Raw genomic sequence first — 23,848 nt, forward strand, 5'->3', positions numbered from 1 at the left:
GGGCGCATGCGTAGGCCTCCGATCTCCGCGATCCTGTTGCCATTTTCCCTGATGTCCGCCGGCTGCACCTCCGACGGCGCCGCGGCGGCGCAGCCCTCACCGCAGCCGTCGGCCTCCGGGTGCAGGGATCCGGACACCGCGGGCTGCGTCATCGCCTCGGACAAGCCGCGGATCCGCGAGCCCGACGTGCCCCAGGCCGACGTCAAGGAGCTCGTCGCCGGCAACACGGCCTTTGCGCTCGAGCTCTACCGTCGGGTCGGCGCCGAGCCCGGCAACCTCTTCTATTCGCCGTATAGCGTGTCGAGCGCGCTGGCGATGACGTACGCCGGCGCCCGCGGCGAAACGGCGGAGCAGATGGCGCGCGCGCTGCGCTTCACCCTGCCCGAGCAGCGACTTCATCCGGCGTTCAACGCGCTCGACCAGGCGCTCGCGCGCCGCGGCGAGGGCGCCGAGGGGCAGGACGGCAAGGGGTTCCGGCTCAAGGTGGCCAACGCGCTCTGGGGCCAGGTCGGCTCCTCGTTCGCGCGGCCGTTCCTCGACGTGCTCGCGGAGAGCTACGGGGCCGGGCTGCGCGTCGTCGACTTCGCCCAGGCGCCCGAGGAGGCGCGGCGGATCATCAACGGCTGGGTGGCCGAGCGCACCGAGGGCCGCATCAAGGACATCCTGCCCGAGGGCGCCATCCAGCCCGCGACGCGGCTCGTGCTGACGAACGCCATCTATTTCAACGCAGCATGGCAGTTTCCGTTCAAGGAGGAGGCGACCGCCCCCGGCGATTTCACGCTGGCCGACGGCGCCACCGTCTCGGTGCCGATGATGACCGGCAACGCGCAGGTCCGCTATGGCGAGGGCGAAGGCTACGAGGCGCTGGAGATGCCCTATGAGGGCGGCGAGCTGTCGATGGTGCTCGTGCTCCCGTCGGAGCTCGGGGGCTTCGAGGCGGGGCTCGACCGGGAGCGGCTCGATGGAGTCCTCGCCTCGCTCGGGTCGCGGAGCGTCACGATGACGCTGCCGAGGTTCAAGTTCGCGTCGACCCTCGATCTCGTCCAGCCGCTCACGGAGCTGGGGATGCCCATCGCCTTCTCCGGCCTCGCGGATTTCTCGGGGATGAACGGGCAAGGTGGCCTCTTCATCAGCGACGTGCTCCACAAGGCGTTCGTCTCCGTGAACGAGGCGGGCACCGAGGCGGCGGCGGCCACGGGGGTGGTCATCGGCGAGACGTCGGCGCCCGAGCCCGCGATCATCCATTTCGATCGTCCGTTCCTCTTCTTCATCCGGGACCACGCGACCGGCGCGATCCTGTTCGTCGGCCGGGTCGCGAATCCGTCCGGTTGAACCGCCGAGCCCGCCGAGGTCGCCGCTCCTCGTCCGGTCGCGGCGTCAGGGGGCGTCGATCTCCGCGCTGAGCTCGTCGGGGCATTTTTCCTCTCCGGCGCCGGGGGGGGCCGCGCGCCGAGGCACGCGCGCCGCGCCCGCCGTGCTGCGTCGTCGAGGCGGCGTATCGCGGATATCCCGACCCGGCGCCCTCGATGCGGCGCGCCTGCGACGCTCGTGGCATTTTGCCGCGCAACGCCGCTGGGGGCGAAGCGGCGCGCGAGCGCCTCGTCGCCCGTCAGTAGACGCGGGGGATGAGCCGCGCGGAGGTCCGGCGCGCGTAATCGTCGTATTCGGGGAAGGTGTCGCGCAGCACGCGCTCCTCGTACCCCATGCGGACGACCTGCAAGACGAGCTCGACCGTGAAGAGCACGAGCGCGGCGATCGACGGATAGAGCACGATCACGCCGACGCCCTGGAGCGCCGTCGCGAGGTAGACCGGATGTCGTACCAGCCGGTAAGGGCCGCCCGTGACGAGGCGGCGCGCCTCGGGCATGACGCTGAACGACTTGCCCAGCCAGCCGAGGCTGACCACGGCGAGCGCAAGGCCCGCGACGAGGAGCAGCGTCCCCGCCATCTGGCGGCCGGGCGTCGGCGCAACCTTGGGCAGCCACGCGAGGCTCGCCGGCAGCAGCCCGGCGGCGAGCGCGGTGATGCGCGGCACGACGCCGCTCAGCTTGCGCACCGGGCGGAGGCGAGCCAGCGTGAGCGCCGCGACGAGCAAGAGATACGCCTCGGTGGCGAGGAGCGCGGCCAGCGTCGTCCCGTACGTGAGCCCCGCGGGCCCGCGCCAGAGAAACAGGTGAACGTAGATATCTCGCCCGGTGAACAGGGCGTTATAGAGCATCAGGACGGCGAGCGGCAGCCGCATCGCGAGGTCATAAAGCATCGCACCATTCATTGTATTCCCCCTTACATTGGATGGTGAGAGGGGGCGCGGGCGCGGTCAAGCCGGCGCGGCCGGGTGCCTTACCGGACCGTCATCGATTCACTGCGGGCACAGCGCGCCTCGCGGCGGCTAGCCGGGGACGTATGCGTCGCGGTTGAGGGGAGCTCGGCTCATCCACCGGTCGGGGCGCCGTCGCACTCGCCCATCGCCTGGACGGCGACGCCGGCCATCGCGGCCAGACAGGGATTCGCGTAAGTCCGGCCGTCGCAGCCGCAGACGGGCATGTGCTCCTCCGTGCAGGACGCAGGTCGCTCCTCGCAGACGCCTGCCGCGTCCGCCCAGCCGCACCTGTCCTCCAGCGCGTAGCTGCAATAGAGCCCCGTGGCGCAGACGGGCGCGGGGCCGTTGGTGAAGCCGCCGCAGCCCTCCCCGGCCTCGGCGATCGGCGCATCGGACGCCCCGCAGCCCAGCGCCGCGAGCGCGAGGAGCACGCTCAGCCCGTGGAATCGTCTCATGAATCACCCCCTCAGGATGAAAGAAGCCCACGGCGCGGCGATCGAGGCGCGAGAGCCGATCTCTCGCCCCAGCGCGCCGAGCACGACATGGTCCGCTGGGGATCTGCGCCCTGGTCCCGCTGCTGGGACTGGCAATGCCGTAGGACGTGGGAAATGCTGTGTCAAGCGAGGCTCGGAAAGGCCGGCTTCGGCGGGAGGAGCGGAGAGGCCCAGTGGGCGCCGCCGGGGCGGAGCTGGTTTGTCTGGCCGAGGCGCGGCGAGCCGGAGCGCCGCGCGGGAAGGGGCAGCTCAGCCGTACCGGAGCTTGAGGACGAACACGGTGCCCGAGAGGACGAACGTGATCGCGTTGGCGACGATGATCGGCACGTCCCCGGTGAGCAGGCCGTAAACGAGCCACAGGCCGACGCCGGTCACGAAGGCCGCGTACATGCCGACCGAGATCGAGCGCGTGTCGTGCGTGCGCAGCGTGCGGAGCACCTGCGGGAGAAAGGAGATCGTGGTGAGGGTCGCCGCGACGAGCCCGAGCGCGGTCACTACTTCTCGATGCATCTGGTGGTGTTTGTCCCTTCGGTTCGCCCCCGATGCATAGAGTAGCTCTCTCCGGAGAGACAGGGAGAGACGGCGGTTTTGTGGACGCGCCGCCATCGACCGGAGGTGGAGCCGCCCCCAAAACCGCGGACACCCGCGTTCTACCGCTTCTGCCGCGTTCGCCGCCGTGCAGGGCGCCGGGCCGTTCTGGCCGGCTGTCCGCCTGCCGATCAGAGCGCCTGGACCATCCTCTCCACCGCCTCGCGGATCTCTCGCTCGTCCAGCGCCGCGAACCCGAGCCGCAGGAAGGGGCGTTTCTTGCCGTCGAACGCGAACCGCCGCCCCGACGAGAACGCGACCTTCCGCGCGAGCGAGCGCTCGGCCCAGGCGTCCGCGTCGATCGCGGCGTCCACCTTGGCCCACAGGGCCATCCCGCCGGCCGGCACGCGGAAGTCGAGCGCGTCGTCCAGCCGGGCGCGCAGCGACGCGACGAGGAGATCGCGCCGCGCCTGGTAAATGCGCCGCGCGCGCTGCGCGTGGCGCTGCACCTCGCCGTCCTCGAGCAGCTCGGCGACGGCGCGCTCCACCGCGTGATCGCCCTGCCGGTCGACGAAGGTGCGGTGCAGGGAGAGCCGCTCGATCAGGGGCTCGGGCGCGACCACGAAGCCGAGCCGGAGCCCGGGGGCGAGGATCTTCGACAGGGTGCCGATGTAGACGACGATGCCGGCCGTGTCCGCGCTGGCGAGCGGCAGCACCGGGCGGCCGTCGTAGTGGAACTCGTGATCGTAGTCGTCCTCGAGGATCGCGATCCGGCGGCTGCGGCAGAGCTCGAGGAGCGCGATCCGCCTGCCGGGCGCGAGCACCGCGGTCGTGGGGTACTGGTGGTGCGGGGTGACGTAGACGGCGCGGAGGCGCTCGCGATCGGCGAGCTCCGCGAGCGCGTCGACCGAGAGGCCCGCGGCGTCGACCGGCACCGGGACGAGCCGCGCGCCGGCGAGGCGGAGCGCCTCCCACGCCGGGCGGTAGCCGTACGACTCGACGGCCACCGCGTCGCCCGGCGCGAGCAGCGCGCGCGCGACGAGGTCGAGCGCCATCTGGCTGCCGCGCGTGACGAGCACCGACTCCGGGCCGGCGGCGAGGCCGCGCACCGCCGAGAGCATCGCGGCGAGGGCGACGCGGAGGCGGGCGTGGCCGCGCGGATCGGCGTAGTCGAGCAGCCGGCTCGGCTCGGCGCGGAGCGCGCGGCGATAGGCGCGCGCGAGCGCCGCGGTCGGGACGAGGCGCATGTCGGGGACGCCGCCGCTCATCCGGAGCGCGCCCTCGGGGACGAGGGGCATGGGCCGGAGCGAGGTCGCGCCGAGGTCGAAGCCGAGCTTCGCCGGCACCTCGGCCCGGACCGCCGCGCGCCGGGCGAAGCGCCGGGGCGCGGGCGCCGGCAGCTCGGCCGAGACGAAGGTGCCGCGCGCGGCGCTGGCCTCGATCCAGCCCTCGGCGGCGAGCTCGCGGTACGCGGCGAGGACGGTGTTGCGGTGGACCGACAGGGACCGCGCGAGCGCGCGGCTGCCCGGGAGCTCGTCGCCGGCGCGGAGCCGGCCGCGGCGGATGTCGTCGGCGAGGGCGCGCGCGATCTGCAGGAAGATCGGCTGCGACGCGGCGGGATCGACGGCGAGCGAGAGCTCCCAGGGCACGCCGGCTGGTCTAGCAGAAATCGACGGACCGGATCTTTTGGACGTACCAGCCGCGCGGCACGCTCCGGCCATGCGCAGGGAAATTTTCCGCATGGAGCGCGCGGAGGCCGAGGAGCTCCTCGGGCGCGCAGAGGTGGTGCACATGGCCTCGACGACGGCGGAGGGCGCGCCGCTCTTGCGGGCGGTGCACGGCGTCGTGGTCCGGGGGTCGATCGCGTTCCACGGCGCGCCCGCGGGCGAGAAGATCGAGGCCGTCGGCCGGGCGGCGGTGGTGTCGTGCGAGCAGATCGTCGCCTCGATCCCGAGCTACTTCACCGATCCAGCGCGCGCCTGTCCGGCGACGACGCTCTACCGGAGCGCGCAGGCGCACGGGGTGATCGAGCGCGTGGACGATCCGGAGCACAAGGCCGAGGTGCTGGAGGCGCTGATGCGGAAGTACCAGCCCGAGGGCGGGTACGCGCCGCTCGACGCCCGGAGCCCGCTCTACCGCAAGGCGATCGAGGGGATCCTCGTGCTCGCGGTCCCGCTCGAGCGGCTCGACGGCAAGGCGAAGCTCGCGCAGAACCGCGCGCCGGAGGAGCGGGCGCGCCTCCTCGCGAAGCTCTGGGAGCGGGGCTCACCGGGCGACCCCGGGGCGATCGAGCTCCTGCGCGGCGCGTGCCCGGACACGCCGGTGCCCGATTTCCTGCGGGCGCCGGCGGGCTGCGCGCTCGCGTGCGCGCTCGGGCCGCGCGACGTGGACGCGGCTGTCGATCTGCTCGAGGGCGCCTACTGGAACCAGGGTGTGCCGCGCGAGGTGATCGCGCTGGCGCAGCTCGGCTCGTCGGCGTGGGTGGGCGCGCGCGACGCCGCGGGCCGGCTCGTGGCGACGGCGCGCGCGGTGAGCGACGGGAGCAAGCGCGCGTGGATGTTCGACGTGATGGTCGCCCCTCCGCTGCGGGGCCTCGGCGTGGGCGAGGCGGTGGTGCGCCTGCTGCTCGCGCACCCGGCGGTCCGCGGCGCGCGCCACGTCCACCTGGGCACGCAGGACGCGCACACGTTCTACGCGCGGTTCGGGTTCCGTCACCGCGCGGACCTGCCGCCGCCGCCGTTCACGTCGACGGAGATGGTCCTCGCCAGGGGGTGAGGCCGGGGCGGCGCGCGGGCGCGATGGCCTGCGCGAGGCGGTGCACGGCCTTCTGCGCGCGCGAGGCGGGCAGCGCGGCGAACCCGAGCAGCAGCCCGTCGAGCCGCCCCTCGTTCGGATCGGACTGATAGCAGCTCGACAGGGCTCCCGGCGCGAGGCCCAGCTGGCTCGCGCGCTCGACCACCTCTCCGTCTCGGGCGCCGGTCAGGCGCGCGATCAGGTGCAGGCCGCCCGTCCCCTCCTCGACCTGGAGCTGCGGCGAGGAGAGCTCCTCGAGCGCGCGAGACAGCGCGCCGTGCCGCTCACTGTAGAGCGCGCGCATGCGCCGCACGTGGCGCGCGAAGTGCCCCTCGCCGAGGAAGTCGGCGGCGGCGCGCTGCACGGCGAGCAGCGGGGCCGGGTGCAGCAGGCTGGCCACGCGGGCGAGCGCGTCGCGCGCGCCGTCCGGAACGACGAGGAAGCCGAGGCGCAGCGCGGGGAACATCGATTTGCTGAAGGTCCCCGCGTAGATTACCCGGCCCTGGTCATCGAGGCTCTTGAGGGCGGGCAGCGGCGCCGAGGCGCGCTGGAACTCGCCGTCGTAGTCGTCCTCGATGATCCACGCGTCGGCGCCGCGCGCCCAGGCCAGGAGGGCGAGCCTGCGCGGCAGCGAGAGCGCCATGCCGAGCGGCATCTGGTGGCTCGGCGTCACGAACACGAACCGGGCGCGCGGGGCGAGCGCGGCGCCGCGCGCGACGTCGAGCCCCTCGGCGTCCACCGGCACGGCCGCGAGCCGCAGCCCGGCGAGCTCCAGCGCGGCGCGGGCCCGGTGGTAGCCGGGCTCCTCGAACCACGCCCGGTCTCCCGGCCGAGCGAGCGCGCGGGCGAGCAGGCCGAGCGCGCCGTGGTAGCCCCCGGTGATCATCACCTGCTCCGCGCGCGCGACGACGCCGCGCGAGACCGCGAGGTGCGCGGCGATGGCCTCGCGCAGGGCGCGGTCGCCGCACGGGTCGGAGCCGGCGAGATCGCCGGCGCGGGCGCGCCGCGCGTGCCGGCCGAGCAGCCGCGACCAGGTCGCGACGGGGAACGCGTCGACCGCGGGGACGCCGACCTGGAAGGGGAGGAGCGCCGCGCGGGCGCGAGGCTCCCTTCGCGGCGGCTCCGGAGGGGCCGCGGGGGCGAAGGCGGCGGCGATGGGGAGCGGGGTCGTGACGAACGTGCCGGCAGCGCCGCGCGCCACGAGGAACCCTTCGACCGAGAGGCGCGCGTACGCGGCGTCCACGGTCCCCCGCGAGACGCCCGCCTCGAGCGCCATGGCGCGCGCCGAGGGGAGCCGCGCGCCCGAGGCGAGCGCGCCGGAGAGGACGGCCTGGCGGATCCGGTCGTAGAGCTGCGCTTGCAGCGTACCGGCGCTCCGCTGCCGCCGGCGCGCCGCGGAGACCCTGGCTCCGCGGCGGGTCACGATGGCCCACTCGTTTTCGCGGTTCTTGGCACTGTCGCTGGGCCATCATGGACCTATCCTGCCGGGCCATGGCAACCAAAACATCCCGCTTCCGGGCGCTGCACGCGCCGGGACAGCTCTTCGTCCTGCTCAACGCGTGGGACGCCGTGAGCGCCCGCATGGCCGAGGCCGCCGGCGGCGCCGCGGTCGCGACGAGCAGCGCGGCGGTGGCCTGGGCGCACGGCGTGGCCGACGGCGAGCGCCTGCCGTTCGACCGGCTGCTCGCCTCGGCCCGCGACATCCTCCGCGCCGTGCGCGTCCCGGTGAGCGTCGATCTCGAGCGAGGCTACGCCACGAGCGCCGAGGGGGTCGCCGACGCCGTGTGCCGCCTCGCGGAGGCCGGCGTGGCGGGCGTGAACCTCGAGGACGGGGCCGAGCCGCCCGAGGCGCTCGCCTCGAAGCTGCTCGCGGCGCGGGGGGCGCTCCAGCGCGCCGGGCTGGACCTGTTCCTGAACGCGCGCACCGACGTGCTCCTGCGCGGCGCGCCCTCCTCCGCAGCGACCCTCGACGAGGTGGTGCGCCGCGCCAGGCGCTACGTCGACGCGGGCTGCGACGGCGTCTTCGTGCCGGGCCTCGCGGCGGCCGAGGGGCTCTCGCGCGTCGCCGCGGAGGTGCAGGCCCCGCTCAACGTGTGGGCCTCGCCGGCGCTGCCGCCCGTCGAGCAGCTCCGAGCCCTCGGCGTGCGCCGGGTGAGCGTCGGGCCGCGCCTCGCCTTGACGGCGCTCTCGGCCGCGAGGCAGGACGCGGAGCAGCTGCTCGCCGGCCGGTGGACGCCGCCGCCGTTCCACGACGCGCCGCTGACGTACGCCGAGCTCAACGCGTGGTTCGCGTGAGCGCCTCACGGAGCGGCGCATCGCCGCAGTTCGGGCGCGACCCCGAGGTCACGGGATCATCGACAACCCAGCGCGCCACAGTGGATTCGAACCACTGGCCTTCGGCTCCGGAGGCCGACGCTCTATCCAGCTGAGCTAGTGGCGCATGCTCGCGGGGTTCGCGAGGGCCCGGAACCTAGCCGGGGTCGGGCTTCCGCGCAACCCTTTCCAGCAACGTCGCGCATCCCCTGGCAGCGCCTTGCCGCTCGCTCCCTGATCCGGGAGCGCCAAAACTTGGCCACCCGCCCGTCTGTCCGGCATCCCCGGGGCATGGACGCCCGACAGCGAAGCTCTGCGATCCCGGCCCCTGCGCGCGGCTCCTCCCCGCCGGCCCTGGCGCTCGCCGCCCTCGCTCTGCCGGTCCTCTCGGCGTGCAGCGGCGGGGAGAACGCCACGCCCGAGGGCATCATCAGCCTCTCCGCGGGCGCGGCCCAGACGCCCGCCGAGAACGACCCCGCCACCCTCCCGCGCGTCGACGGGCCCCGCATCGGCGCCGTGCAGATGGTCGCGCCCATCTACGAGAAGGCGGACCGCCGCTCCGCCAAGCTCGGCTACCTGCGCGCGGGCGGGACGGCGCCCCGCGGGGAGAAGCCCGTCTCGTTCGACGACTGCCAGGGCGGCTACTACCGCGTGCTGCCCGCCGGGTACATGTGCGCGGACAGCGACGCCACGATCGACATGCAGCACCCGATCCTCCGGGCGCTCACGCGGCGGCCCGACCTGTCCAAGCCGATGCCGTACCCGTACGCCTTCGTCAGGGCCATCGCGCCGAACTACTACCGGATGCCGTTGATGAAGGAGCAGCTCCAGTACGAGATGAGCCTGGAGCGGCACCTCCGCAGCTACAAGAAGCTCAAAAAGAAGTGGGACGAGATCAAGGTCGGCGCCAACGACGTGCCGCTCGACGCGCAGGGCAACGCGACCGGCGACCCGCCCGCCGGGCCGCCCGAGCTCGGCGACAGCGAGCTCTACGGCGGCAACGGCAGCGACGAGATCCCCTGGTTCTTCAAGGGCGGGCGGCAGATCCCGAACATCTCGTCGTTCAAGGTCCCGGGCTACGCGATCATCACGAACCGGATCGCGCGCAAGGCGGGGCTCGCCCTCATCGACACCTTCATGGGCGACGGCGGGCGGCGCTTCGCGATGACCACCGACGCGCGGCTCGTGCCCACGTCGAAGCTCAAGCCCGCCCGCGGCTCCACGTTCCACGGCGTCGACATGACCAAGGGGTGGGAGCTGCCCCTCGCGTTCGTGCACCGGCAGGACGCGAAGCGCTACGACATCTCGGGCGGCGAGATGGAAAAGGCGGGCGAGCTGCCCTGGCACACCGCCGTGCAGCTCACGGGGCGATCGAGGAAGGTGGGCGGCGCGCGCCTCGTCGAGGCGAAGGACGGGACGTGGGTGCGCGACTCCGACGTCGCCATCGCGGTGAAGCCCTCGGAGCTGCCGTCGTTCGCGCAGGGGGACGTGAAGTGGATCGACATCTCGATCCTCAGCCAGACGCTCATCCTCTACGAGGGCAAGCGGCCCGTCTACGCGACCGCGGCGGCGACGGGGCGCGATGGGCTCGGCGACCCCAAGAAGACCTTCTCGACCGTGCGCGGGACGTTCCGGATCCGCGACAAGCACGTCACGACGACGATGGACGCGCACGAGGTCGACAACAAGTTCGAGCTCCGCGACGTGCCGTGGGTGCAGTACTTCGAGGCCGGCTACGCGATCCACGCGGCGCCATGGCACGACGACTACGGCAAGCCGCGCAGCCACGGGTGCATCAACCTGTCGCCGATCGACGCGCGCAAGGTGTTCCTCTGGACCGATCCGCCGGTGCCCGACGGGTGGCACGGGGTCACCGCGGGGAAGGCCACGGGGGAGGGGACCATCGTCCACATCCACCCGTAGCCCGGGCGTCGCCCCGTCAGTCCTCGTCGGCCTCGACCTTGAAGCCGCTCTCCTTGATCACCTTCTCCTGCACCGCCGGCGGGCAGACCTCCAGGTGCTCGACGCTCATCGTGAACGTGCCCTTGCCCTGGGTCATGCTCTTCAGCTTCGACTCGTACTCGAGCACCTCGGCCAGCGGCACGAACGCGTTCACGATCGTCTGATCCTCGACCGAGTCGGTGCCGAGGATCCTCCCGCGGCGGCTGTTGATGTCGCCGATGATGTCGCCCATGGTCGCGCTCGGCACCGTCACCGAGAGCCGCACGATGGGCTCGAGCAGCACCGGCGCGCACTGCGCGGCGGCGGCCTTGAACGCCTTGCTGCCCGCCATCTGGAAGGCCGCGTCCGAGGAGTCGACGTCGTGGTACTTGCCGTCGAAGAGCCGCACCTTGACGTCGACCAGCGGGTAGCCGGCCAGGACGCCCTTCGACATCGCCTTGACGATGCCCTTCTCGACCGAGGGGATGAACTGCCGCGGCACGGCCCCGCCCACGACCGCGTCCTCGAAGACGAAGCCGCCGCCGCGCGGCAGGGGCTCCATGTCGATGTAGCAGACGCCGAACTGGCCGTGGCCCCCGGTCTGCTTCTTGTGCTTGCCCTCGACGTTCGCGGCCTTCCGCGAGATCGTCTCCTTGTAGGCGATGTGCGGCGGGCCGAGCCGGCAGTCGATCCCGACGCGCCGGCGGATGCGCTCCACCGTGATCTCCAGGTGCAGGGCGCCGAGGCCCGAGACGACGAGCTCGCGGGTCGACGGGTCCTGGTGCACGCTGAGCCCCGGGTCCTCCTCGGTCAGCCGGTAGAGGGCGTTGCCGACCTTGTCCTCGCCGCCCTTCGCGTCGAACCGCACGCCGCGCGAGAAGAGGGCCGGCGGCAGCTCCGGCGCGCTGAAGAGGAACGCGTGCTTCTCGTCGCAGAGCGTGTGCCCGCTCAGCGTGGCCTTCAGCTTGTGCAGCGCGACGATGTCGCCGGCGCGCGCCTCCTCCACCTGCTTGTGGTCCTTGCCGACCACGGCGTGGATCTTGCCGAGGCGCTCCGCGCTGCCCGTGCTCGCGTTGAGCAGCGTGGCGTCGGGCCGGAGCACGCCGGAGAGCACGCGCGCGAACGAGGTGCGGCCGGCGTGCGGATCGATCGACGTCTTGAAGACGAACGCCGCCGCCGGCGCGTCCGCGGCCGGCGGCCGCTCGGCGGGCTGCGGCGCGGCGCCGGGCTTGCCGCTCGGGACGACGCCGGCCCACGCCGGGTGCTCGGTCGGCGGGGGCACGAGCTCGACGATGCCGTCGAGCAGCGCGGCGGCGCCGCTCGGGCGGACCCCGGAGGCGAAGTAGACCGGGACCAGCGCCCCCCGGCGGACCGCGGCGCGGAGCCCCTGATCGAGCTCCTGCTGCGTGAGGTCGCCCTCGGTCAGGTACCGCTCGGTGAGCTCGTCGTCGCTGCCGGCGACGTCGTCGACGAGCTTCCCCCGGGCCTTCTCGACCGCCCCCGCGACGTCGGCCGGCACGGGGGCGCCCGCGGCCGCGGCGGGCGCCTCGGGCTTGTCGAGCCAGGCCTTCTTCGTCCGGATCGCCACGACCCCCCGGAACTGGAGCCCCTCGCCGACGCGCTCCTCCATGACCGCGAGCGGCGCCTTGAGGCGCGCGCGGACCTCGGCGATCACCTCGTCGGGTCGCGCGTTCTCGGCGTCGACCTTGGTGACGACGATCATGCACGGCAGCTTCGCCTCCCTCACCCACCCGAAGACACGCTCGGTGATCGGCTGTACGCCGTCCTTGCCGCTCACGACGAGGATGGCCGCGTCGACCGCGGCGAGCGCGAGCCGCGTCTCGGCGAGGAAGCTCCCCTCTCCGGGCGTGTCGACGAGGTTGATCTTCTTCCCGCCCCAGGAGAGGTGCGCGACGCTCGCCTCGAACGAGCAAACGTGCTCTTTTTCCTCGGCGGTATCGTCGAGGACACTCGACTTGTCGTCCACCTTGCCGAGCTTGGCCGTCGCCTTGGCGACGTACAGCATGGCCTCGGCGAGCGATGTCTTCCCAGCCCCCTTGTGTCCGATGATTGCAACGTTCCTGATGTCCCCTGCCTCAGTCGTTGTCATTCCTCGTTCGTATCAATCCCCGTGGAGATCGAGAAGGCCGGCACGCGATTTTTGGGGTGCTTTCCGCGGCGCAGCAGGACAGCGAAGACGGGCATCGAGTCGCTCATCCGAGCTCTGCCGCGACGCGCTGCGGCGTGCTCGATCGAACAGCGGTTGTCCGGCGCTGCCTGAGCGGATCGCGCGGCCGGGATCCCCTCGCGCGACATGAGCGCTCTCCGCCTCGCAATCCAGATGCTGCTCGGCATCGCGCTGCCGCTCGCGCTGCAGCGGTGGGATCGGCGGCGGCTCACGCCCGAGCAGCGCGCCGCTTGCTGGAACGGAGCGACCTGGGGCGCGGCGCTCTACGCGTTCGGGCCGCTGTCCATGCTCGGGTGGTGCTGGGTCACGCGCGGCGTTCAGCACGGGCGGCCGGACGCCCGCGGACCGCGGCGCCTCCGCGCGGTGAAGGCGCTCGGGCTCGGCGCGGCGTCCGCCGCGGCGCTCGTCCTCGTCCTGGTCGGCGTCGACACCCTGGTAGCGCTCGCGCTCGGGCTCCCGCCGTGAGCCGCGTGGACGGCCGGAGCGCAGGCCCGCGCGGCACGCGCGGCGCAGCGCCGGACTGCGTGGCACGGACGGCGCATCGCTGGGCTGCATGGCTGGGAATGTCTGGATGGCGAAGGGCGATGGATCGGCTGCATTCGCAGCAGCGATGGATGGAGGCGGGCCGGCCGGCCGGCCAGCTGGCCGGCCAGCCGGCTGCGCGCAGAACGGACATCCCTCGGTCGTCGTGGTCGGTAGACGACACGTCATGGACGCGTTGCTGCACTCTGGATCTGCTATTCAGAGGACAGGTTTTGACCCGGTCCGCGCAGAGCGCGGACCCTACCGAGGCAGTGCGTTGACGTCGCTGAAGGCCGGAAGAGAGGATCGCGCCGCCGCGCAGGGGTGGACCGACGCCGAGCGTGCGCCTCGGGCGGCCGGGGCTCCCGCGGGGGGCCAGGAGGTCGTCGCCGGCAGGTACGCGGTGGAGACCCGGCTCGGCGTCGGCGGGGTCGGCGCCGTCCACCTCGCGATCGATCGCGCGTCGGGCCAGCGCGTCGCGCTCAAGCGCGTCGACCCCAGGATCGCCGAGAAACGGCCCGCCGTCGACCGGCTGCTCCGGGGCGCTCGCGCCGCGCGCGCCCTCTCGGGCAGGTACGTCGCGCGGACCCTCGACGTCGGGGTCGAGGGCGGCGTGCCGTTCGTCGTCAGCGAGTACCTGGAGGGCTCCGATCTCGCGAGCTACCTGCAGCGCCGCGGTCCGCTGCGGGCGAGGGAGGCGGTGAAGTACCTCCTCCAGATCTGCGAGGCCGTCGCCGAGGCGCACGGCGTCGGGCTCCTCCACCGCGATCTCAAGCCCGAGAACGTGTTCCTCAGCTTCGGCGACGGCGCGCCCAGCGTGAAGGTGCTCGACTTCGGCGTGTCGGCCGTGGCGTGCGGCGTCGAGAGCGAGGGACCGAACGCCGCCTCGGGCGCCATGCGGACCTCGCTGCTCTACATGGCGCCGGAGCAGATGCGGTCGGCGGGCGGCATCGACGAGCGCGCCGACGTCTGGTCGATCGGCGCGGTGGCCTACGCGCTCCTCTGCGGGGCGAGCCCGTTCGAGGCGCGGACCGAGCTCGAGATCTGCAACAAGGTCCTGAACGATCCGCCCGCGCCGTTCCCGCGGCGGTTCGAGCCGGCCGAGCTCGGGGATCTCGTGCTGCGCTGCCTCGACAAGGACCCGGAGGCGCGCCCCTCGGACGTCGCGAAGCTCGCGTTCGCGCTCGCGCGCTTCGGGGGCGAGGGCGCGGAGGACGCGGCCGAGCGCGTGTGGGAGGCGCTCCGGGCGGAGGACGAGACGCTCCGCATGGCGACCCCGGCCCCCGCGCCCGTCGAGGACGAGTGGGAGGCCGACACGCTGGCCGATTTGCCAATGATGTCGCCCGACGATCTCATGGGCGACCTCGAGACGACGGCCAAGTGGGACGCGCCCGGAGGCGTCCGCCACGGCGAGATCACGCTGGTGTCGCACGCGGGCGCGTCCTGGGACGGCGGCGAGCAGCTGCGGCCGAGCCGCACGCCGCCCCCAGTCCTGACGGTGAGCCCGCCGGAGCTCACCGCCGACGTGCAGAGGGGCGGGGCAGGGCAGCGTCCGGCGGGCGGAACGCCCGTGCCGCTCGACCGCCAGGTCGCGCATCGCGTCACCATCGACCCGGCGCCGCGCGTCACGCCGGCCGAGGCGCGCGCGCCGGCCGAGACGGAGCGGCTCACGGTGGTGCGCCGCGGGCCGTCGCTGTGGCCGCGCCAGCTCGCGATCGCGCTCGCGGTGCTCGGGATGGCCGCGGGGGTCGGCGGCGTGTGGCTCGTGCAGACGGGCGCGCTCGGCGGCGGTGAGAGCGCCGTGCTCGCATCGAAGGGGGTGGCGAGGCGCGCGGCCCAGGAGGCGCGCTCCGCCGTCGCGGCGACGCGACCGGTCGCGGCCGTGCTTGCCGCGCCCGGGGCGTCGGACGAGCCCGCGGCGCCGGGGCCGGACGCCGAGAGCGCTCCGGGCCCGGACGGCGAAGCGCTGCGAGCCGTGCGGCCGGGCGGGCTCCGGTACCAGCCGCAGCGGCCCGACGTGATCTACGACGAGGTCGAGCGCGAGCGGCGGCGGCGCGAGAAGATCGAGCGCGAGCAGCGGTGGCGCGAGGGGACCGAGCGCGCGCGGCAGGAGCGCGACGCGATGCTGCACGCGCGGCAGCCCTCGGGGGAGGCGACCGCGGCGCGGCCGGGGGAGGGGGCGGCCGCGCCGCAGCCTCCGCAGCCGGGGACGGCCGCGCCGTAGCCGCCCGAGCAGGGCCGCGGCGGGCCGCGGCCCCAGGAGACCGACGGCGGCTGACGTCCGCGGTACCGCGCGCCGCTCGCCTGGTATAAGGCGTCCCCGTGCCAGCGATGAGTCGAGAAGTACGCGCGCTCGCCGGCGCCGCAGGCGCCGCCCTCGCCGTGTCGGCGGCGGCCGTCTGCAGCGCTGCGCGACCCGCGAGCGCCGCGCCCCGGATCGCGCAGGAGGCACCGCGGAGCGCGGCGGAGGCGCCGTCGGCCGCGCCGGGGGCGCTGCGGCTCGCGCCGGGGGCGCTGCGCGTCGCGCCAGGGGCGCTGCGCGTCGCGCCAGGGGCGCCGCGGCTCGCGCCGGGGGCGCCGCGGATCTCGCCGGAGCGCCTTCCGTACGGCGCGACGGGGTGGGCCGAGTCGGGCTGGGGCGGCGTGCGCGGCGTGACGATCGGGCCGATCGAGAACCTCCGGCATCCGGGCCGCGGCTACGGGACCGCGGCGAGCGGGCGAGCGATGGACGAGGCGGTGGCGATGGGCGCGACCTGGGTCAGCCTGACGCCGTTCGGCCGCGTGTGGGACGGCAAGGGCACCGGCGTCGATCTCGTCTTCGAGGCGCCGTTCGAGGAGAACCGGCGCAACGTGCTCGCGGCGATCGCGCAGGCGCACGCGCGCGGGCTCAAGGTGCTGCTCGTCCCGCACCTCTGGGTCGAGAGCGGCGAGTGGCGGGCGCTGATCGACCCGGGGGACGACGCGGGCTGGGCGCGCTGGGCCGAGTCGTACCGCCGGTTCCTGCTCACCTGGGCGGAGGTCGCGCGCGAGGGCGGCGCCGAGATGCTCAGCGTGGGCGTCGAGCTGCGGAGCTGGGTGACGACGCCGCGGGCGGCGAGCTTCCTGCCGATCATCGAGGCGGTGCGCCGCGCGTACCCGGGGCTGCTCACCTACTCGGCGAACTGGGACGACGTCGAGCACACGCTGATCTTCGACGCGCTGGACCTCATCGGCATCAACGCGTTCTATCCGCTCGCCGAGCGCGAGGGCGCGTCGTTCGAGGAGCTCCTGAGCGGCGGGCGCAAGGTGGCGGCCGGGGTGGACGCGGTGGCGCGCGCGTGGGGCAAGCCGGTCCTGCTCACCGAGATCGGCTACACCACGCGGCGCGATCCCGCCGTGCGCCCGTGGGAGTGGCCCGACCGCATGAAGGACGTGGTCGTCGATCAGCGCTCGCAGGCCGAGGCCTACGCCGCGGTGATGGCGCCGTTCCTCGACGCGCGCACCTGCGCCGGCTTCTTCGTCTGGCGGCTCTACGCCGACCCGGACGACGTCTCGCAGGAGGCCGAGTGGGGCTTCTCGCCGCGGGGCAAGCTGGCGGAGCTCGTGCTGCGCGACGCCTTCTCCACCCGCTGGGCCGCCGACGGCCCCTGGCTCCCCGGCGAGGCGCTCGGCAGGCACCGCGCTCGCACCCCCGGCGTCTTCGGCTGGGAGCTCGATCCGGACGAGCCCTAGGACGGCAGGCGCAGGGTGAACGTCGAGCCCTCGCCGGCGGCGCTCGTCACCTCGATGCGCCCGCCGTGCGCCTCGGCGATGCGGCGCGCGGCCCACAGGCCGAGGCCGACGCCCGGCGCCACGCAGCGCGACGACGGCGCGCGCCAGTAGCGCTCGAACAGCCGCCGCTGGTCCTCGGCCGCGATGCCGACGCCCTGGTCGGTGACCGCGATCGTGACCTCGGCGCCCTCGCGCGCGACGGCCACCAGCACGGCGCCGCCCTCCGGCGAGTACTTGATGGCGTTCGCGACCAGGTTGTTGAGCACCTGCTCGATCCTGACCGGATCGCAGCGCAGCGGGACGGCCTCGTCGGGCAGCGACAGCCTGATCTCGTGCGCGGTCGCCGTCGGCCGGTAGAGCTCGACGACCTCGCGGGCGATCTCGCGCGCGTCCCGGACCTCGTGGCGCAGCTCGATCTCGCCGCCCTCGAGCCGCGCGATGTCCATGAGGTCCGTGAGCATCTGATCGCAGCGCGCGGCCTCCTTCCCGATGCGGGCGAGCATCGGCCTGAGCCGCTCCTCGGGCGGCAGGGGCCGATCCGGCCGGAGGCGGTCGACGGTGAGCTTCAGCGCGGCCAGCGGGTTGCGCAGATCGTGCGCCACGCTCGCGAGGAGCCCGAGCTGCCTCCGGCGCTGCTCGGCCAGCGCCTCGGCCATCTCGTTGAACGCGACGGCGATCTCGCGCAGCTCGTCGAGCCCGCCCTGCGGCGCGCGGGCGTCGAGCGCGCCGGCCCCGTAGCGGTCGATCGCGGCGCGGATCGCGAGGAGCGGGCGGTAGACTCGCCCGCTCATCTGCCACAGCGCGAGCAGGACCCCGGTGAGCAGCATCGCGGCGGCCCCGAGGCTCACGGTCTCCGAGAGCCGGTTCACCGCGTCGACGCGCCCCCGGGCGATCTGTGCCTCCTCGAGCTTCGCGGCGAGCAGCTGCTCGAGCGCGACGAAGGCGCGATCGACGTCATCGGGGAGCCCGCCCTCCGCGGGGGCGGCCAGCGGCGCCGCCCCGTCCGCCAGCGCGCGCGCGGCGAGGTAGAGCTCGAGCTCCCGCTCGGTCGCCGTGAAGACGTCCGCGTTTTCCACGGTGACGGGGTTTTCGCGGAGGTCCTCGAACCACCGCTTCACCTCTCGCCCCGCGGCGTCGCGCGCGCGGGCGTGCTCGGGGAGCTGCGTCAGCGCGACCCGGGCGCTCTCGCGCTCGTACGCGAGGAGGTGGACCTCCAGCTCCATGATGGACCGCACCTCTCGGACCAGGTTGAAGAGGCACGCGACCTCGCGGTCCAGGTACGCGGTGCTGAGCGTGAGCCCGCTCGCCGTCAGCAGCGCGAGGGCGGCGAGCCATGCGGTGCTCGCGGCCGCCAGCGTCTTCAGCTTCATCGTGGTCCCCCCCGATCCGGCCCTGGGCGCGCCGAGAACGCGCGGAGCGTAGCGCCTCGGGCGCCCCCAGACCGTCCGTCGGGCGCCGCGACGCCCCCGAAGCCGCTCGTCGAGGCTGCGAGGCCAGGGCTCGCCAGGATCGATGCCGGCGACCGGCGAAACCGGCGCGCGCCCGCGCCCTCGCCGCCGGCGCTCCCGGGATCAGGCGGGCGTCTTTTCCACGCCGTCCGGGATCGTCAGCGCCGCTCTGGCGATGGCCATCTGCCGCTCCAGCTCCCCTGGCGACGCCGGCGTCTCCAGGATCAGCGCTGCGTCGCCCGGGACGTGGGCGGCGACCCGCTGGAACGCGTGCGCCGCGCTCTGGCTCAGGGCGTCGTGGCGGCTGCCCGAGTTCACCTCGCTCACGTGGAGCTGCTTCAGCCGCGTCCTGTGCGCCTTCACCAGGAAGTGCGCCTCCGTCATCGTGCGATCGACCTGGTGCGCGTGGCCGATATCGAAGCAGAACGACGCGTCCGGCAGCGCGTCGAAGAACGGCCGGAGCTCGTCCACCGTGCGGCCTGTCCGCTTTCGCTTGTCCATGTTCTCGAGCGCGAGCAGGCCGCCGAGCTGCCGGAAGGCGCCGGGATCGTGGACGGTGTCGGGGTGGAGGACGATGAGCCAGCCCAGCGCGGCGACCTCCGCCATGGCGTCGGCGACGACGCGCTCCTCCGCCGCGTCGAAGCGGCTCGGGGCGTGGAACGACACGTAGCGATACCGCGACAGGTCCAGGGAGCCGAGCAGCCGGAGCAGCGGCTTGAGCTCCGAGATGCGCAGCGCGGAGAGCTCCACCGCGGTCGCGGAGCTCCCTTCCAGCATCGAGAGCGCCCGCTCGACGTCGCTGAGCGCGAGCGCCCCTGTCGAGTAGCCCATGGGTCGCATCAGAACACCCCGTACGTCTGGATGAGCTTGCGGAGCTCCGGATCCTCCTCGAAGAAGAGCCGGTTGAGCCCGCCCTGGAACTCGCGCCCGATGTCGCGCACCCGCTTGAACGTCGGGTCGTGGCCGAGCTGCTCGTCGAGCGGCAGCTGCTTCAGCCGGCCCCGCTCCTCCTCGTTCGACAGGAGCTCGAGGAACGCGTCGTAGCTGTCGAACAGCATCCGCGCCGTCTCCGCGGAGATCGCGGGCCGGAGCAGCACCTCGGCGAGGCTCTCCAGCGGCGTCACCTGGATGCGCTCGCGCAGGAAGCGCACGAGCGCGGGCGTCGAGACCCGGTCGCCGTCGTCGGCCCACGTCGCCCGGTCCTTGCCGAACAGCTCGAAGCCGAAGCAGGTGATGAGCCCGCTCACGAAGATGAGCTTGCGCGACATCCGGAGCTTCGCGTTGCGGAGCGCCCAGCCCGAGCTGCGCTCCCGCTGCTTGTAGACGAAGTCGACGGCGACGGTGCGCCAGTACCGGACGATGTCGTTCAGCAGGAACATCGGGATGATCTCGCGCTTGCTGCCGTAGTGCAGCCCGCGGTCGTCCTCCACGTAGCGCGAGAGCACGAGCCTGAGCACGCGCTCGTGGGCGTCCGGCTTGCCGATCGCGAGCGACTCCAGGAGCAGCAGGATGCGCTGGGTCGTGTTCTTGTTCGTGTCCTCCTGCCCGCCGATCTGGTGGAGGATCGGGTGGCTGAAGGCCACGTTGCCGAACACGCCCGTCGGGCCCGGCTCATGGAACTTCGCCCCCTTCAGGATCTTCGTGATGGCCTGAACCTGGCTGAAGTGCCCCTCGTCGGCCTGACCGTCGATGAGCAGCGTCCAGTCGAGATCGCTGCCGGTCGTGTACTCGCCCCGGGCGAGCGAGCCGAAGACCACCGCGCTCGTGTCGCAGGGGATCTGCTCGCGGAGCAGCGCCGCGAGGCGCGCCCGGGTCTCCGCCGAGAGCCGCGCGGCCGCCTCGATGCTCGGCCACGACCGCCCCGCCTTCTCGCCGATCCGCTCGATGGCGCCCCGCGGCGCCCCGCCTTCCTCTCGTGTCATCGATCGCACCCTCGATCGCGCCCGCCGCGCCTCACGCCCCGCCGTCGCCCGGGAGGGAGACCCCGAACCACCGATTCACGAGGTCATGGTGCTCCGCGAGCTGCTCGCGGTAGCGGGGCGCGCCCTCGATCGCCGCCCGCTCGAAATCGACCCAGTAGAGGGCGCCCGTCTTCTCGCCGATGAGCACGTTGCCGAGCTTGACGTCGAGCGGCGCGACGCCGCGCGCGTTCATGGACCGGACGATCTCCTCGATGCTGCCGCGGTAGGCCTCGCCGCCGCCGCTCGCGAACGCCTCGATCTCGCGCCGATCGCGCTCCGGATCGAACAGCTGCCCGAGCGGCGCGAGGTCGATGTCGAGGACCTTCTGCCCGCGCTCGGCGACCTGATGTTGCAGCGTCTGGCCGCGCACGTAGTCGATGAACAGGGTGCGCGTGGTGAGGTGGAGATCGCGAATCCGCGGGACGCTGGGGAGGTCGCGCAGGCGGAGGAGCGCGGCGGCTTCGTTGTAGAAGAAGAGCCCGAGCAGGGCGGAGAGGTGCGCGCTCGCGGGCGCGCTCCGCGGCTGGCCGATAAAGCGCTTGCGAACGCAGACGTAGCCGCGGCGCAGCACGACGTGCAGCCGGTAGCGCAGGCGCGGCATCTTCTCGCTCCGGCGGTTGAAGAAGGGGACGTCGGCCGGGTGGAGCGCGAAGGCGAAGCCGTCCTGATCGAGCTCGGCGAGGACCCTGTCCCCGGGGCCGAGCTCGGCGACCGACGGGATGTCGCTCGGGGTGACGGCGTCGGGCACCGGGAGCGGGTTCTCGTCGAGCCGGCGCGCGAGGAGCGCCTTGACGGTCTCGAGCCGCACGGCGAGCAGCCTCGCTGCGGCGCTCATGCCTGGCACGCGGCGCAGACCCTCGTCCAGGGCGCGCCGAAGTTCAGGGTTCATGCCCGTCTAGTAGCCGCTTCCGCTCGCCAAATCAAAAGTGCGGTGATGGCGAGGCGAGGTGGTAGGATGATCCAGCGACCCGGGGGCGCCCTCGAGCATGAACGAGCACGAACGGGCGCGAACGAGCACGCGCGAGCAGCGACGAGCGCGACTCGACGCGATCGCGCGTGACTCGGCGCGACCGCGCGCCAAACGTCACGAACGCCGGCGCCCCGGCGAGGCGTGTTGGCGAGCGTGGGTGACGGCGGGCGATGCGGTTTGCGCTTCAACAGGAGACCCGATTCGGGTAGCAACCCTCCATGGGGACTTCGACGCTGCGGATCGTCCATGTCGTGAGCAGCCTGAACGGCGGAGGCATGGAGCATTTCGTGCTGCGCCTCGCCGAGGCGCAGCGGCGCCACGGCCACGACGCCTCCATCCTCGCCCTGCGCGGCGGGCCGCTCGCGGATCTGGCGCGGCAGCGGGCGCTGCCGGCCACCGTGCTCGGCGGGCGGCTGCCCGCGCGCGTGGCGCACGCGGCGCTCGCCTTCGCGCGCGCGCGTCCGCACGTCATTCACGCGCACAACCCCACTGCGCTCCACTACGCGACGGTCGGCAAGCTCCTCACGCGGGCGCGGCTCGTCTTCACCGATCACGCCCAGACGCGCGGGATCATCCGCGTTCCTTCGCGCTTCGAGTGGCGGGCGACGGACGCCGTCGTCGGCTGTTCGCAGGACACGGCCGACAAGAGCGGCGCTGTGGGCGTCGCCGGCAACATCTCTGTCATTCACAACGGGATCGACATCGCCCCGGCGCGGCGGACGCGCGAGGAGGTGCGCGCCGAGCTCGGCTTCGGCGCCGACCCACCGCCTGCGCCCGCGGCCTCGGCCGAGCCGGCGCCCTCGCCCGCGGGGTCGCCCGAGCCGGCGGCCTCTCCCGCGCCCGCGGGCCTGTCCGGCGGCGCGTTCGTCGGGATCATGCCGGCCGCGTTCCATCCGGTGAAGGCGCATGACGTGCTGCTCCGGGCGCTCGCGCGGCTGCGGGACCGCGGCGTCGCGGTCACGGTCCTCATCGTGGGCGACGGGGACGAGCGCGACCGCATCCACGGGCTCGCGAGGGAGCTCGGGATCCACGGCGAGGAGGCGCGCTTCCTCGGGTTCCGCAAGGACGTGCCCGATCTGCTCCTCGCCGCCGACTTCTTCGTGCTGCCCTCGCGCGACGAGGGGTTGCCGCTCGCGGTGCTCGAGGCCATGGCGCGCAGCCTGCCTGTCGTGGTGACGCCGGTCGGCGGCGTCCCGGAGGTGGTGCGGAGCGAGGAGCACGGCCTGCTCGTCCCGGTGGACGACCCCGACGCGCTCGCGGCCGCGATCGAGCGGCTCGCGCGCGATCCCGCGCTGCGGCGTCGGCTCGGCGAGGCGGGGCACGCGCGGGTCCGCGACGACTTCTCGTTCGAGAAGATGACGCGCAAGTACGAGCAGCTCTATCTCGGCCTCAGGTGACGGGCGAGCGCGCGATGAAGGTCCTCGTCTTCACCCACCATTACCCTTCCATGCGGCTGCCGACGATGGCGCCGTACAGCTATCACACGTACCGGGCGCTCGCGCGCCGCTGCGAGCTCCGGCTCGTGGCCCCGACGCCCTGGTGGACGCGCGTGCGCGGGGCGTCGCGGGAGCTCATCGGCGGCACGCGCGAGTCGCACACCGGCATCGACGCGCTGTTCCCCACCTACTGGTCGATCCCGGGGCAGCCGCGCCTGCACGCGCGGGCGATCCACGCGTCGCTCCGGCGCACGATGGCCGGGCTCCGGCGCGAGTTCCCCTACGACGTGATCCTGGCCGCCTGGGCCTATCCCGACACGGTCGCCGCGGACGTGTTCGCGCGGGAGGCGGGGGTGCCGCTCGTCACGACGGTGCTCGGCAGCGACATCAACGAGCAGCCGAGGGACGCCGTGCTGCGGGCGCAGATCGCGCCGGCGCTGCAGCGCTGCGCCCGGGTGGTGGCGGTGAGCGGGGCGCTCGGCGAGCGCCTCGTCGAGCTCGGGGTGCCGCGGGAGCGCGTCGTGGTGCAGCTCAACGCGGTCGACGGCGCGCGGTTCTCGATCCGGGACCGGGTCGAGCCGCGGCGGCGCCTGGGTCTGCCGGCGGACGCGAAGGTGGTGCTCTACGCGGGCTACCACGTGCCCGAGAAGGGCGTGGACGTCCTCGTGGAGGCGATGGCGCGCCTCGCCGAGGCGGGCCGCCGCGACGTGCACCTGATGATGGTCGGCGGCGGCGAGCTGCTCGAGCCGCTGCGCGCGCGGGTGCGCGCGCTCGGCCTCGCGGACCGGGCGCGGCTGTACGGCTGGGCGCTGCCCGCGGAGATCCCGGAGTACATGGCGGCGTGCGACGTGTTCTGCCTGCCGAGCCGCCGCGAGGGCTGCCCGAACGTCGTCCTGGAGGCGCTCGCCTCGGGCCGCCCCGTCGTCGCGACCCGGGTGGGCGGCGTGCCGGAGCTCGTGTCCGAGGGGCCGGGGGGCAACGGCCTGCTCGTCCCCGCAGGCGATCCGCAGGCGCTCGGGCACGCGCTGGTCCGCGCGCTGGACATGGCGTGGGATCCGGAGGCGCTGCGGGGCAGCGTGGGGGCGCTCTCGTGGGACGTCGTGGGGGATCGCTATCACGCGCTCCTCGAGGAGGTGCTCCGGGAGCGGCGCGGGGCGGGCTGAGGCTCTGCCGAGCTGCCCGGC

19 protein-coding genes and 1 tRNA gene are annotated in these 23,848 nt (G+C 73.7%); 9 read left to right on the forward strand and 11 right to left on the reverse strand.

Annotated features, from left to right (window positions below; all coding sequences use genetic code 11):
* The first annotated feature begins 6 nt into the window (after window positions 1–6).
* The gene (locus tag WMF20_RS08260) at window positions 7–1,332 is read left to right on the forward strand and encodes a serpin family protein (RefSeq protein WP_437612157.1); all 1,326 of its coding nucleotides are present in this window, start codon (window positions 7–9) and stop codon (window positions 1,330–1,332) included.
* Window positions 1,333–1,609: 277 nt separating this feature from the next.
* Here WMF20_RS08260 and WMF20_RS08265 read toward each other — a convergent pair whose 3' ends face one another.
* The 4 genes from WMF20_RS08265 to WMF20_RS08280 all read right to left on the reverse strand — a co-directional run bounded on the left by WMF20_RS08265 (window position 1,610) and on the right by WMF20_RS08280 (window position 4,991).
* A complete protein-coding gene (locus WMF20_RS08265; RefSeq protein ID WP_437612159.1) occupies window positions 1,610–2,260 on the reverse strand; it encodes a methyltransferase family protein in 651 nt (216 codons plus the stop codon).
* A 170-nt stretch (window positions 2,261–2,430) separates the two neighbouring features.
* Window positions 2,431–2,775 carry a Kazal-type serine protease inhibitor domain-containing protein gene (locus WMF20_RS08270; protein ID WP_437612161.1) on the reverse strand — a complete coding sequence of 115 codons (345 nt, stop codon included), beginning with the start codon at window positions 2,773–2,775 and terminating at the stop codon, window positions 2,431–2,433.
* A 288-nt stretch (window positions 2,776–3,063) separates the two neighbouring features.
* Entirely contained in the window at window positions 3,064–3,324 is a 261-nt protein-coding gene (locus tag WMF20_RS08275; RefSeq protein WP_165373859.1) for a SemiSWEET transporter, read from the reverse strand.
* A gap of 209 nt (window positions 3,325–3,533) precedes the next feature.
* Window positions 3,534–4,991 (reverse strand): PLP-dependent aminotransferase family protein, encoded by a 1,458-nt coding sequence (locus tag WMF20_RS08280; RefSeq protein WP_437612163.1) that lies wholly within the window; start codon window positions 4,989–4,991, stop codon window positions 3,534–3,536.
* Window positions 4,992–5,061: 70 nt separating this feature from the next.
* Between WMF20_RS08280 and WMF20_RS08285 the strand changes: the two genes are divergently transcribed.
* A complete protein-coding gene (locus WMF20_RS08285; RefSeq protein ID WP_437612165.1) occupies window positions 5,062–6,117 on the forward strand; it encodes a GNAT family N-acetyltransferase in 1,056 nt (351 codons plus the stop codon).
* On the opposite strand, the gene WMF20_RS08290 is transcribed toward WMF20_RS08285, so the two are convergent.
* Entirely contained in the window at window positions 6,083–7,558 is a 1,476-nt protein-coding gene (locus WMF20_RS08290; protein ID WP_437612167.1) for a PLP-dependent aminotransferase family protein, read from the reverse strand. The genes WMF20_RS08285 and WMF20_RS08290 overlap by 35 nt on opposite strands.
* A gap of 68 nt (window positions 7,559–7,626) precedes the next feature.
* Here WMF20_RS08290 and WMF20_RS08295 point away from each other — a divergent pair, with 68 nt between their 5' ends.
* Complete coding sequence (locus tag WMF20_RS08295) at window positions 7,627–8,430, forward strand: isocitrate lyase/PEP mutase family protein (RefSeq protein WP_437612169.1); 804 nt, start codon at window positions 7,627–7,629, stop codon at window positions 8,428–8,430.
* Between the two features lie 71 nt (window positions 8,431–8,501).
* On the opposite strand, the gene WMF20_RS08300 is transcribed toward WMF20_RS08295, so the two are convergent.
* A tRNA-Arg gene (locus tag WMF20_RS08300) sits at window positions 8,502–8,575 on the reverse strand.
* Between the two features lie 164 nt (window positions 8,576–8,739).
* Here WMF20_RS08300 and WMF20_RS08305 point away from each other — a divergent pair.
* Window positions 8,740–10,371 carry a L,D-transpeptidase gene (locus WMF20_RS08305; RefSeq protein WP_437612171.1) on the forward strand — a complete coding sequence of 544 codons (1,632 nt, stop codon included), beginning with the start codon at window positions 8,740–8,742 and terminating at the stop codon, window positions 10,369–10,371.
* 16 nt (window positions 10,372–10,387) lie between these two features.
* Here WMF20_RS08305 and fusA read toward each other — a convergent pair whose 3' ends face one another.
* Window positions 10,388–12,499, reverse strand: a complete 2,112-nt coding sequence (gene fusA, locus WMF20_RS08310; RefSeq protein WP_437612173.1) for an elongation factor G — start codon at window positions 12,497–12,499, stop codon at window positions 10,388–10,390.
* 204 nt (window positions 12,500–12,703) lie between these two features.
* Here fusA and WMF20_RS08315 point away from each other — a divergent pair, with 204 nt between their 5' ends.
* The 3 genes from WMF20_RS08315 (at window position 12,704) to WMF20_RS08325 (ending at window position 16,810) form a co-directional block, all read left to right on the forward strand.
* Window positions 12,704–13,042 (forward strand): transcriptional regulator, encoded by a 339-nt coding sequence (locus WMF20_RS08315; RefSeq protein ID WP_437612175.1) that lies wholly within the window; start codon window positions 12,704–12,706, stop codon window positions 13,040–13,042.
* A gap of 334 nt (window positions 13,043–13,376) precedes the next feature.
* Window positions 13,377–15,323: a protein kinase domain-containing protein gene (locus WMF20_RS08320; protein ID WP_437612177.1), complete on the forward strand. Its 1,947-nt coding sequence runs from the start codon at window positions 13,377–13,379 to the stop codon at window positions 15,321–15,323.
* Between the two features lie 107 nt (window positions 15,324–15,430).
* Window positions 15,431–16,810: a glycoside hydrolase family 113 gene (locus WMF20_RS08325; RefSeq protein ID WP_437612179.1), complete on the forward strand. Its 1,380-nt coding sequence runs from the start codon at window positions 15,431–15,433 to the stop codon at window positions 16,808–16,810.
* On the opposite strand, the gene WMF20_RS08330 is transcribed toward WMF20_RS08325, so the two are convergent.
* The 4 genes from WMF20_RS08330 to WMF20_RS08345 form a co-directional block, all read right to left on the reverse strand.
* A complete protein-coding gene (locus tag WMF20_RS08330) occupies window positions 16,807–18,219 on the reverse strand; it encodes an ATP-binding protein (RefSeq protein ID WP_437612181.1) in 1,413 nt (470 codons plus the stop codon). The genes WMF20_RS08325 and WMF20_RS08330 overlap by 4 nt on opposite strands.
* 201 nt (window positions 18,220–18,420) lie before the next feature.
* Window positions 18,421–19,128, reverse strand: a complete 708-nt coding sequence (locus WMF20_RS08335; RefSeq protein ID WP_437612183.1) for a TIM barrel protein — start codon at window positions 19,126–19,128, stop codon at window positions 18,421–18,423.
* 8 nt (window positions 19,129–19,136) lie between these two features.
* Entirely contained in the window at window positions 19,137–20,219 is a 1,083-nt protein-coding gene (locus tag WMF20_RS08340; protein ID WP_437612185.1) for a nucleotidyltransferase domain-containing protein, read from the reverse strand.
* A gap of 31 nt (window positions 20,220–20,250) precedes the next feature.
* A complete protein-coding gene (locus WMF20_RS08345) occupies window positions 20,251–21,147 on the reverse strand; it encodes a hypothetical protein (RefSeq protein WP_437612187.1) in 897 nt (298 codons plus the stop codon).
* Between the two features lie 299 nt (window positions 21,148–21,446).
* Between WMF20_RS08345 and WMF20_RS08350 the strand changes: the two genes are divergently transcribed.
* Together WMF20_RS08350 and WMF20_RS08355 are read left to right on the forward strand one after the other, a co-directional pair.
* On the forward strand, window positions 21,447–22,625 hold the full coding sequence (locus WMF20_RS08350) for a glycosyltransferase family 4 protein (RefSeq protein WP_437612189.1): 1,179 nt from the start codon (window positions 21,447–21,449) through the stop codon (window positions 22,623–22,625).
* 14 nt (window positions 22,626–22,639) lie between these two features.
* Window positions 22,640–23,827 carry a glycosyltransferase family 4 protein gene (locus tag WMF20_RS08355; protein WP_437612191.1) on the forward strand — a complete coding sequence of 396 codons (1,188 nt, stop codon included), beginning with the start codon at window positions 22,640–22,642 and terminating at the stop codon, window positions 23,825–23,827.
* The last annotated feature ends 21 nt before the right edge of the window (window positions 23,828–23,848 follow it).

The sequence above is a fragment of the Sorangium sp. So ce834 genome (assembly GCF_051521425.1).
In the GTDB taxonomy this organism is placed as follows: domain Bacteria; phylum Myxococcota_A; class Polyangia; order Polyangiales; family Polyangiaceae; genus Sorangium; species Sorangium cellulosum_D.

What these genes read in the sequence shown, in the direction of transcription:
- WMF20_RS08260 (WP_437612157.1), top strand. Translation starts at nt 7, where the DNA reads ATGCGTAGGCCTCCGATCTCCGCGATCCTGTTGCCATTTTCCCTGATG.
- fusA (WP_437612173.1), bottom strand. Translation starts at nt 12,499, where the DNA reads ATGACAACGACTGAGGCAGGGGACATCAGGAACGTTGCAATCATCGGA.
- WMF20_RS08330 (WP_437612181.1), bottom strand. Translation starts at nt 18,219, where the DNA reads ATGAAGCTGAAGACGCTGGCGGCCGCGAGCACCGCATGGCTCGCCGCC.
- WMF20_RS08350 (WP_437612189.1), top strand. Translation starts at nt 21,447, where the DNA reads ATGGGGACTTCGACGCTGCGGATCGTCCATGTCGTGAGCAGCCTGAAC.
- WMF20_RS08305 (WP_437612171.1), top strand. Translation starts at nt 8,740, where the DNA reads ATGGACGCCCGACAGCGAAGCTCTGCGATCCCGGCCCCTGCGCGCGGC.
- WMF20_RS08295 (WP_437612169.1), top strand. Translation starts at nt 7,627, where the DNA reads ATGGCAACCAAAACATCCCGCTTCCGGGCGCTGCACGCGCCGGGACAG.
- WMF20_RS08275 (WP_165373859.1), bottom strand. Translation starts at nt 3,324, where the DNA reads ATGCATCGAGAAGTAGTGACCGCGCTCGGGCTCGTCGCGGCGACCCTC.
- WMF20_RS08325 (WP_437612179.1), top strand. Translation starts at nt 15,431, where the DNA reads ATGAGTCGAGAAGTACGCGCGCTCGCCGGCGCCGCAGGCGCCGCCCTC.
- WMF20_RS08340 (WP_437612185.1), bottom strand. Translation starts at nt 20,219, where the DNA reads ATGACACGAGAGGAAGGCGGGGCGCCGCGGGGCGCCATCGAGCGGATC.
- WMF20_RS08265 (WP_437612159.1), bottom strand. Translation starts at nt 2,260, where the DNA reads ATGCTTTATGACCTCGCGATGCGGCTGCCGCTCGCCGTCCTGATGCTC.
- WMF20_RS08335 (WP_437612183.1), bottom strand. Translation starts at nt 19,128, where the DNA reads ATGGGCTACTCGACAGGGGCGCTCGCGCTCAGCGACGTCGAGCGGGCG.
- WMF20_RS08270 (WP_437612161.1), bottom strand. Translation starts at nt 2,775, where the DNA reads ATGAGACGATTCCACGGGCTGAGCGTGCTCCTCGCGCTCGCGGCGCTG.
- WMF20_RS08285 (WP_437612165.1), top strand. Translation starts at nt 5,062, where the DNA reads ATGCGCAGGGAAATTTTCCGCATGGAGCGCGCGGAGGCCGAGGAGCTC.
- WMF20_RS08355 (WP_437612191.1), top strand. Translation starts at nt 22,640, where the DNA reads ATGAAGGTCCTCGTCTTCACCCACCATTACCCTTCCATGCGGCTGCCG.
- WMF20_RS08315 (WP_437612175.1), top strand. Translation starts at nt 12,704, where the DNA reads ATGAGCGCTCTCCGCCTCGCAATCCAGATGCTGCTCGGCATCGCGCTG.
- WMF20_RS08345 (WP_437612187.1), bottom strand. Translation starts at nt 21,147, where the DNA reads ATGAACCCTGAACTTCGGCGCGCCCTGGACGAGGGTCTGCGCCGCGTG.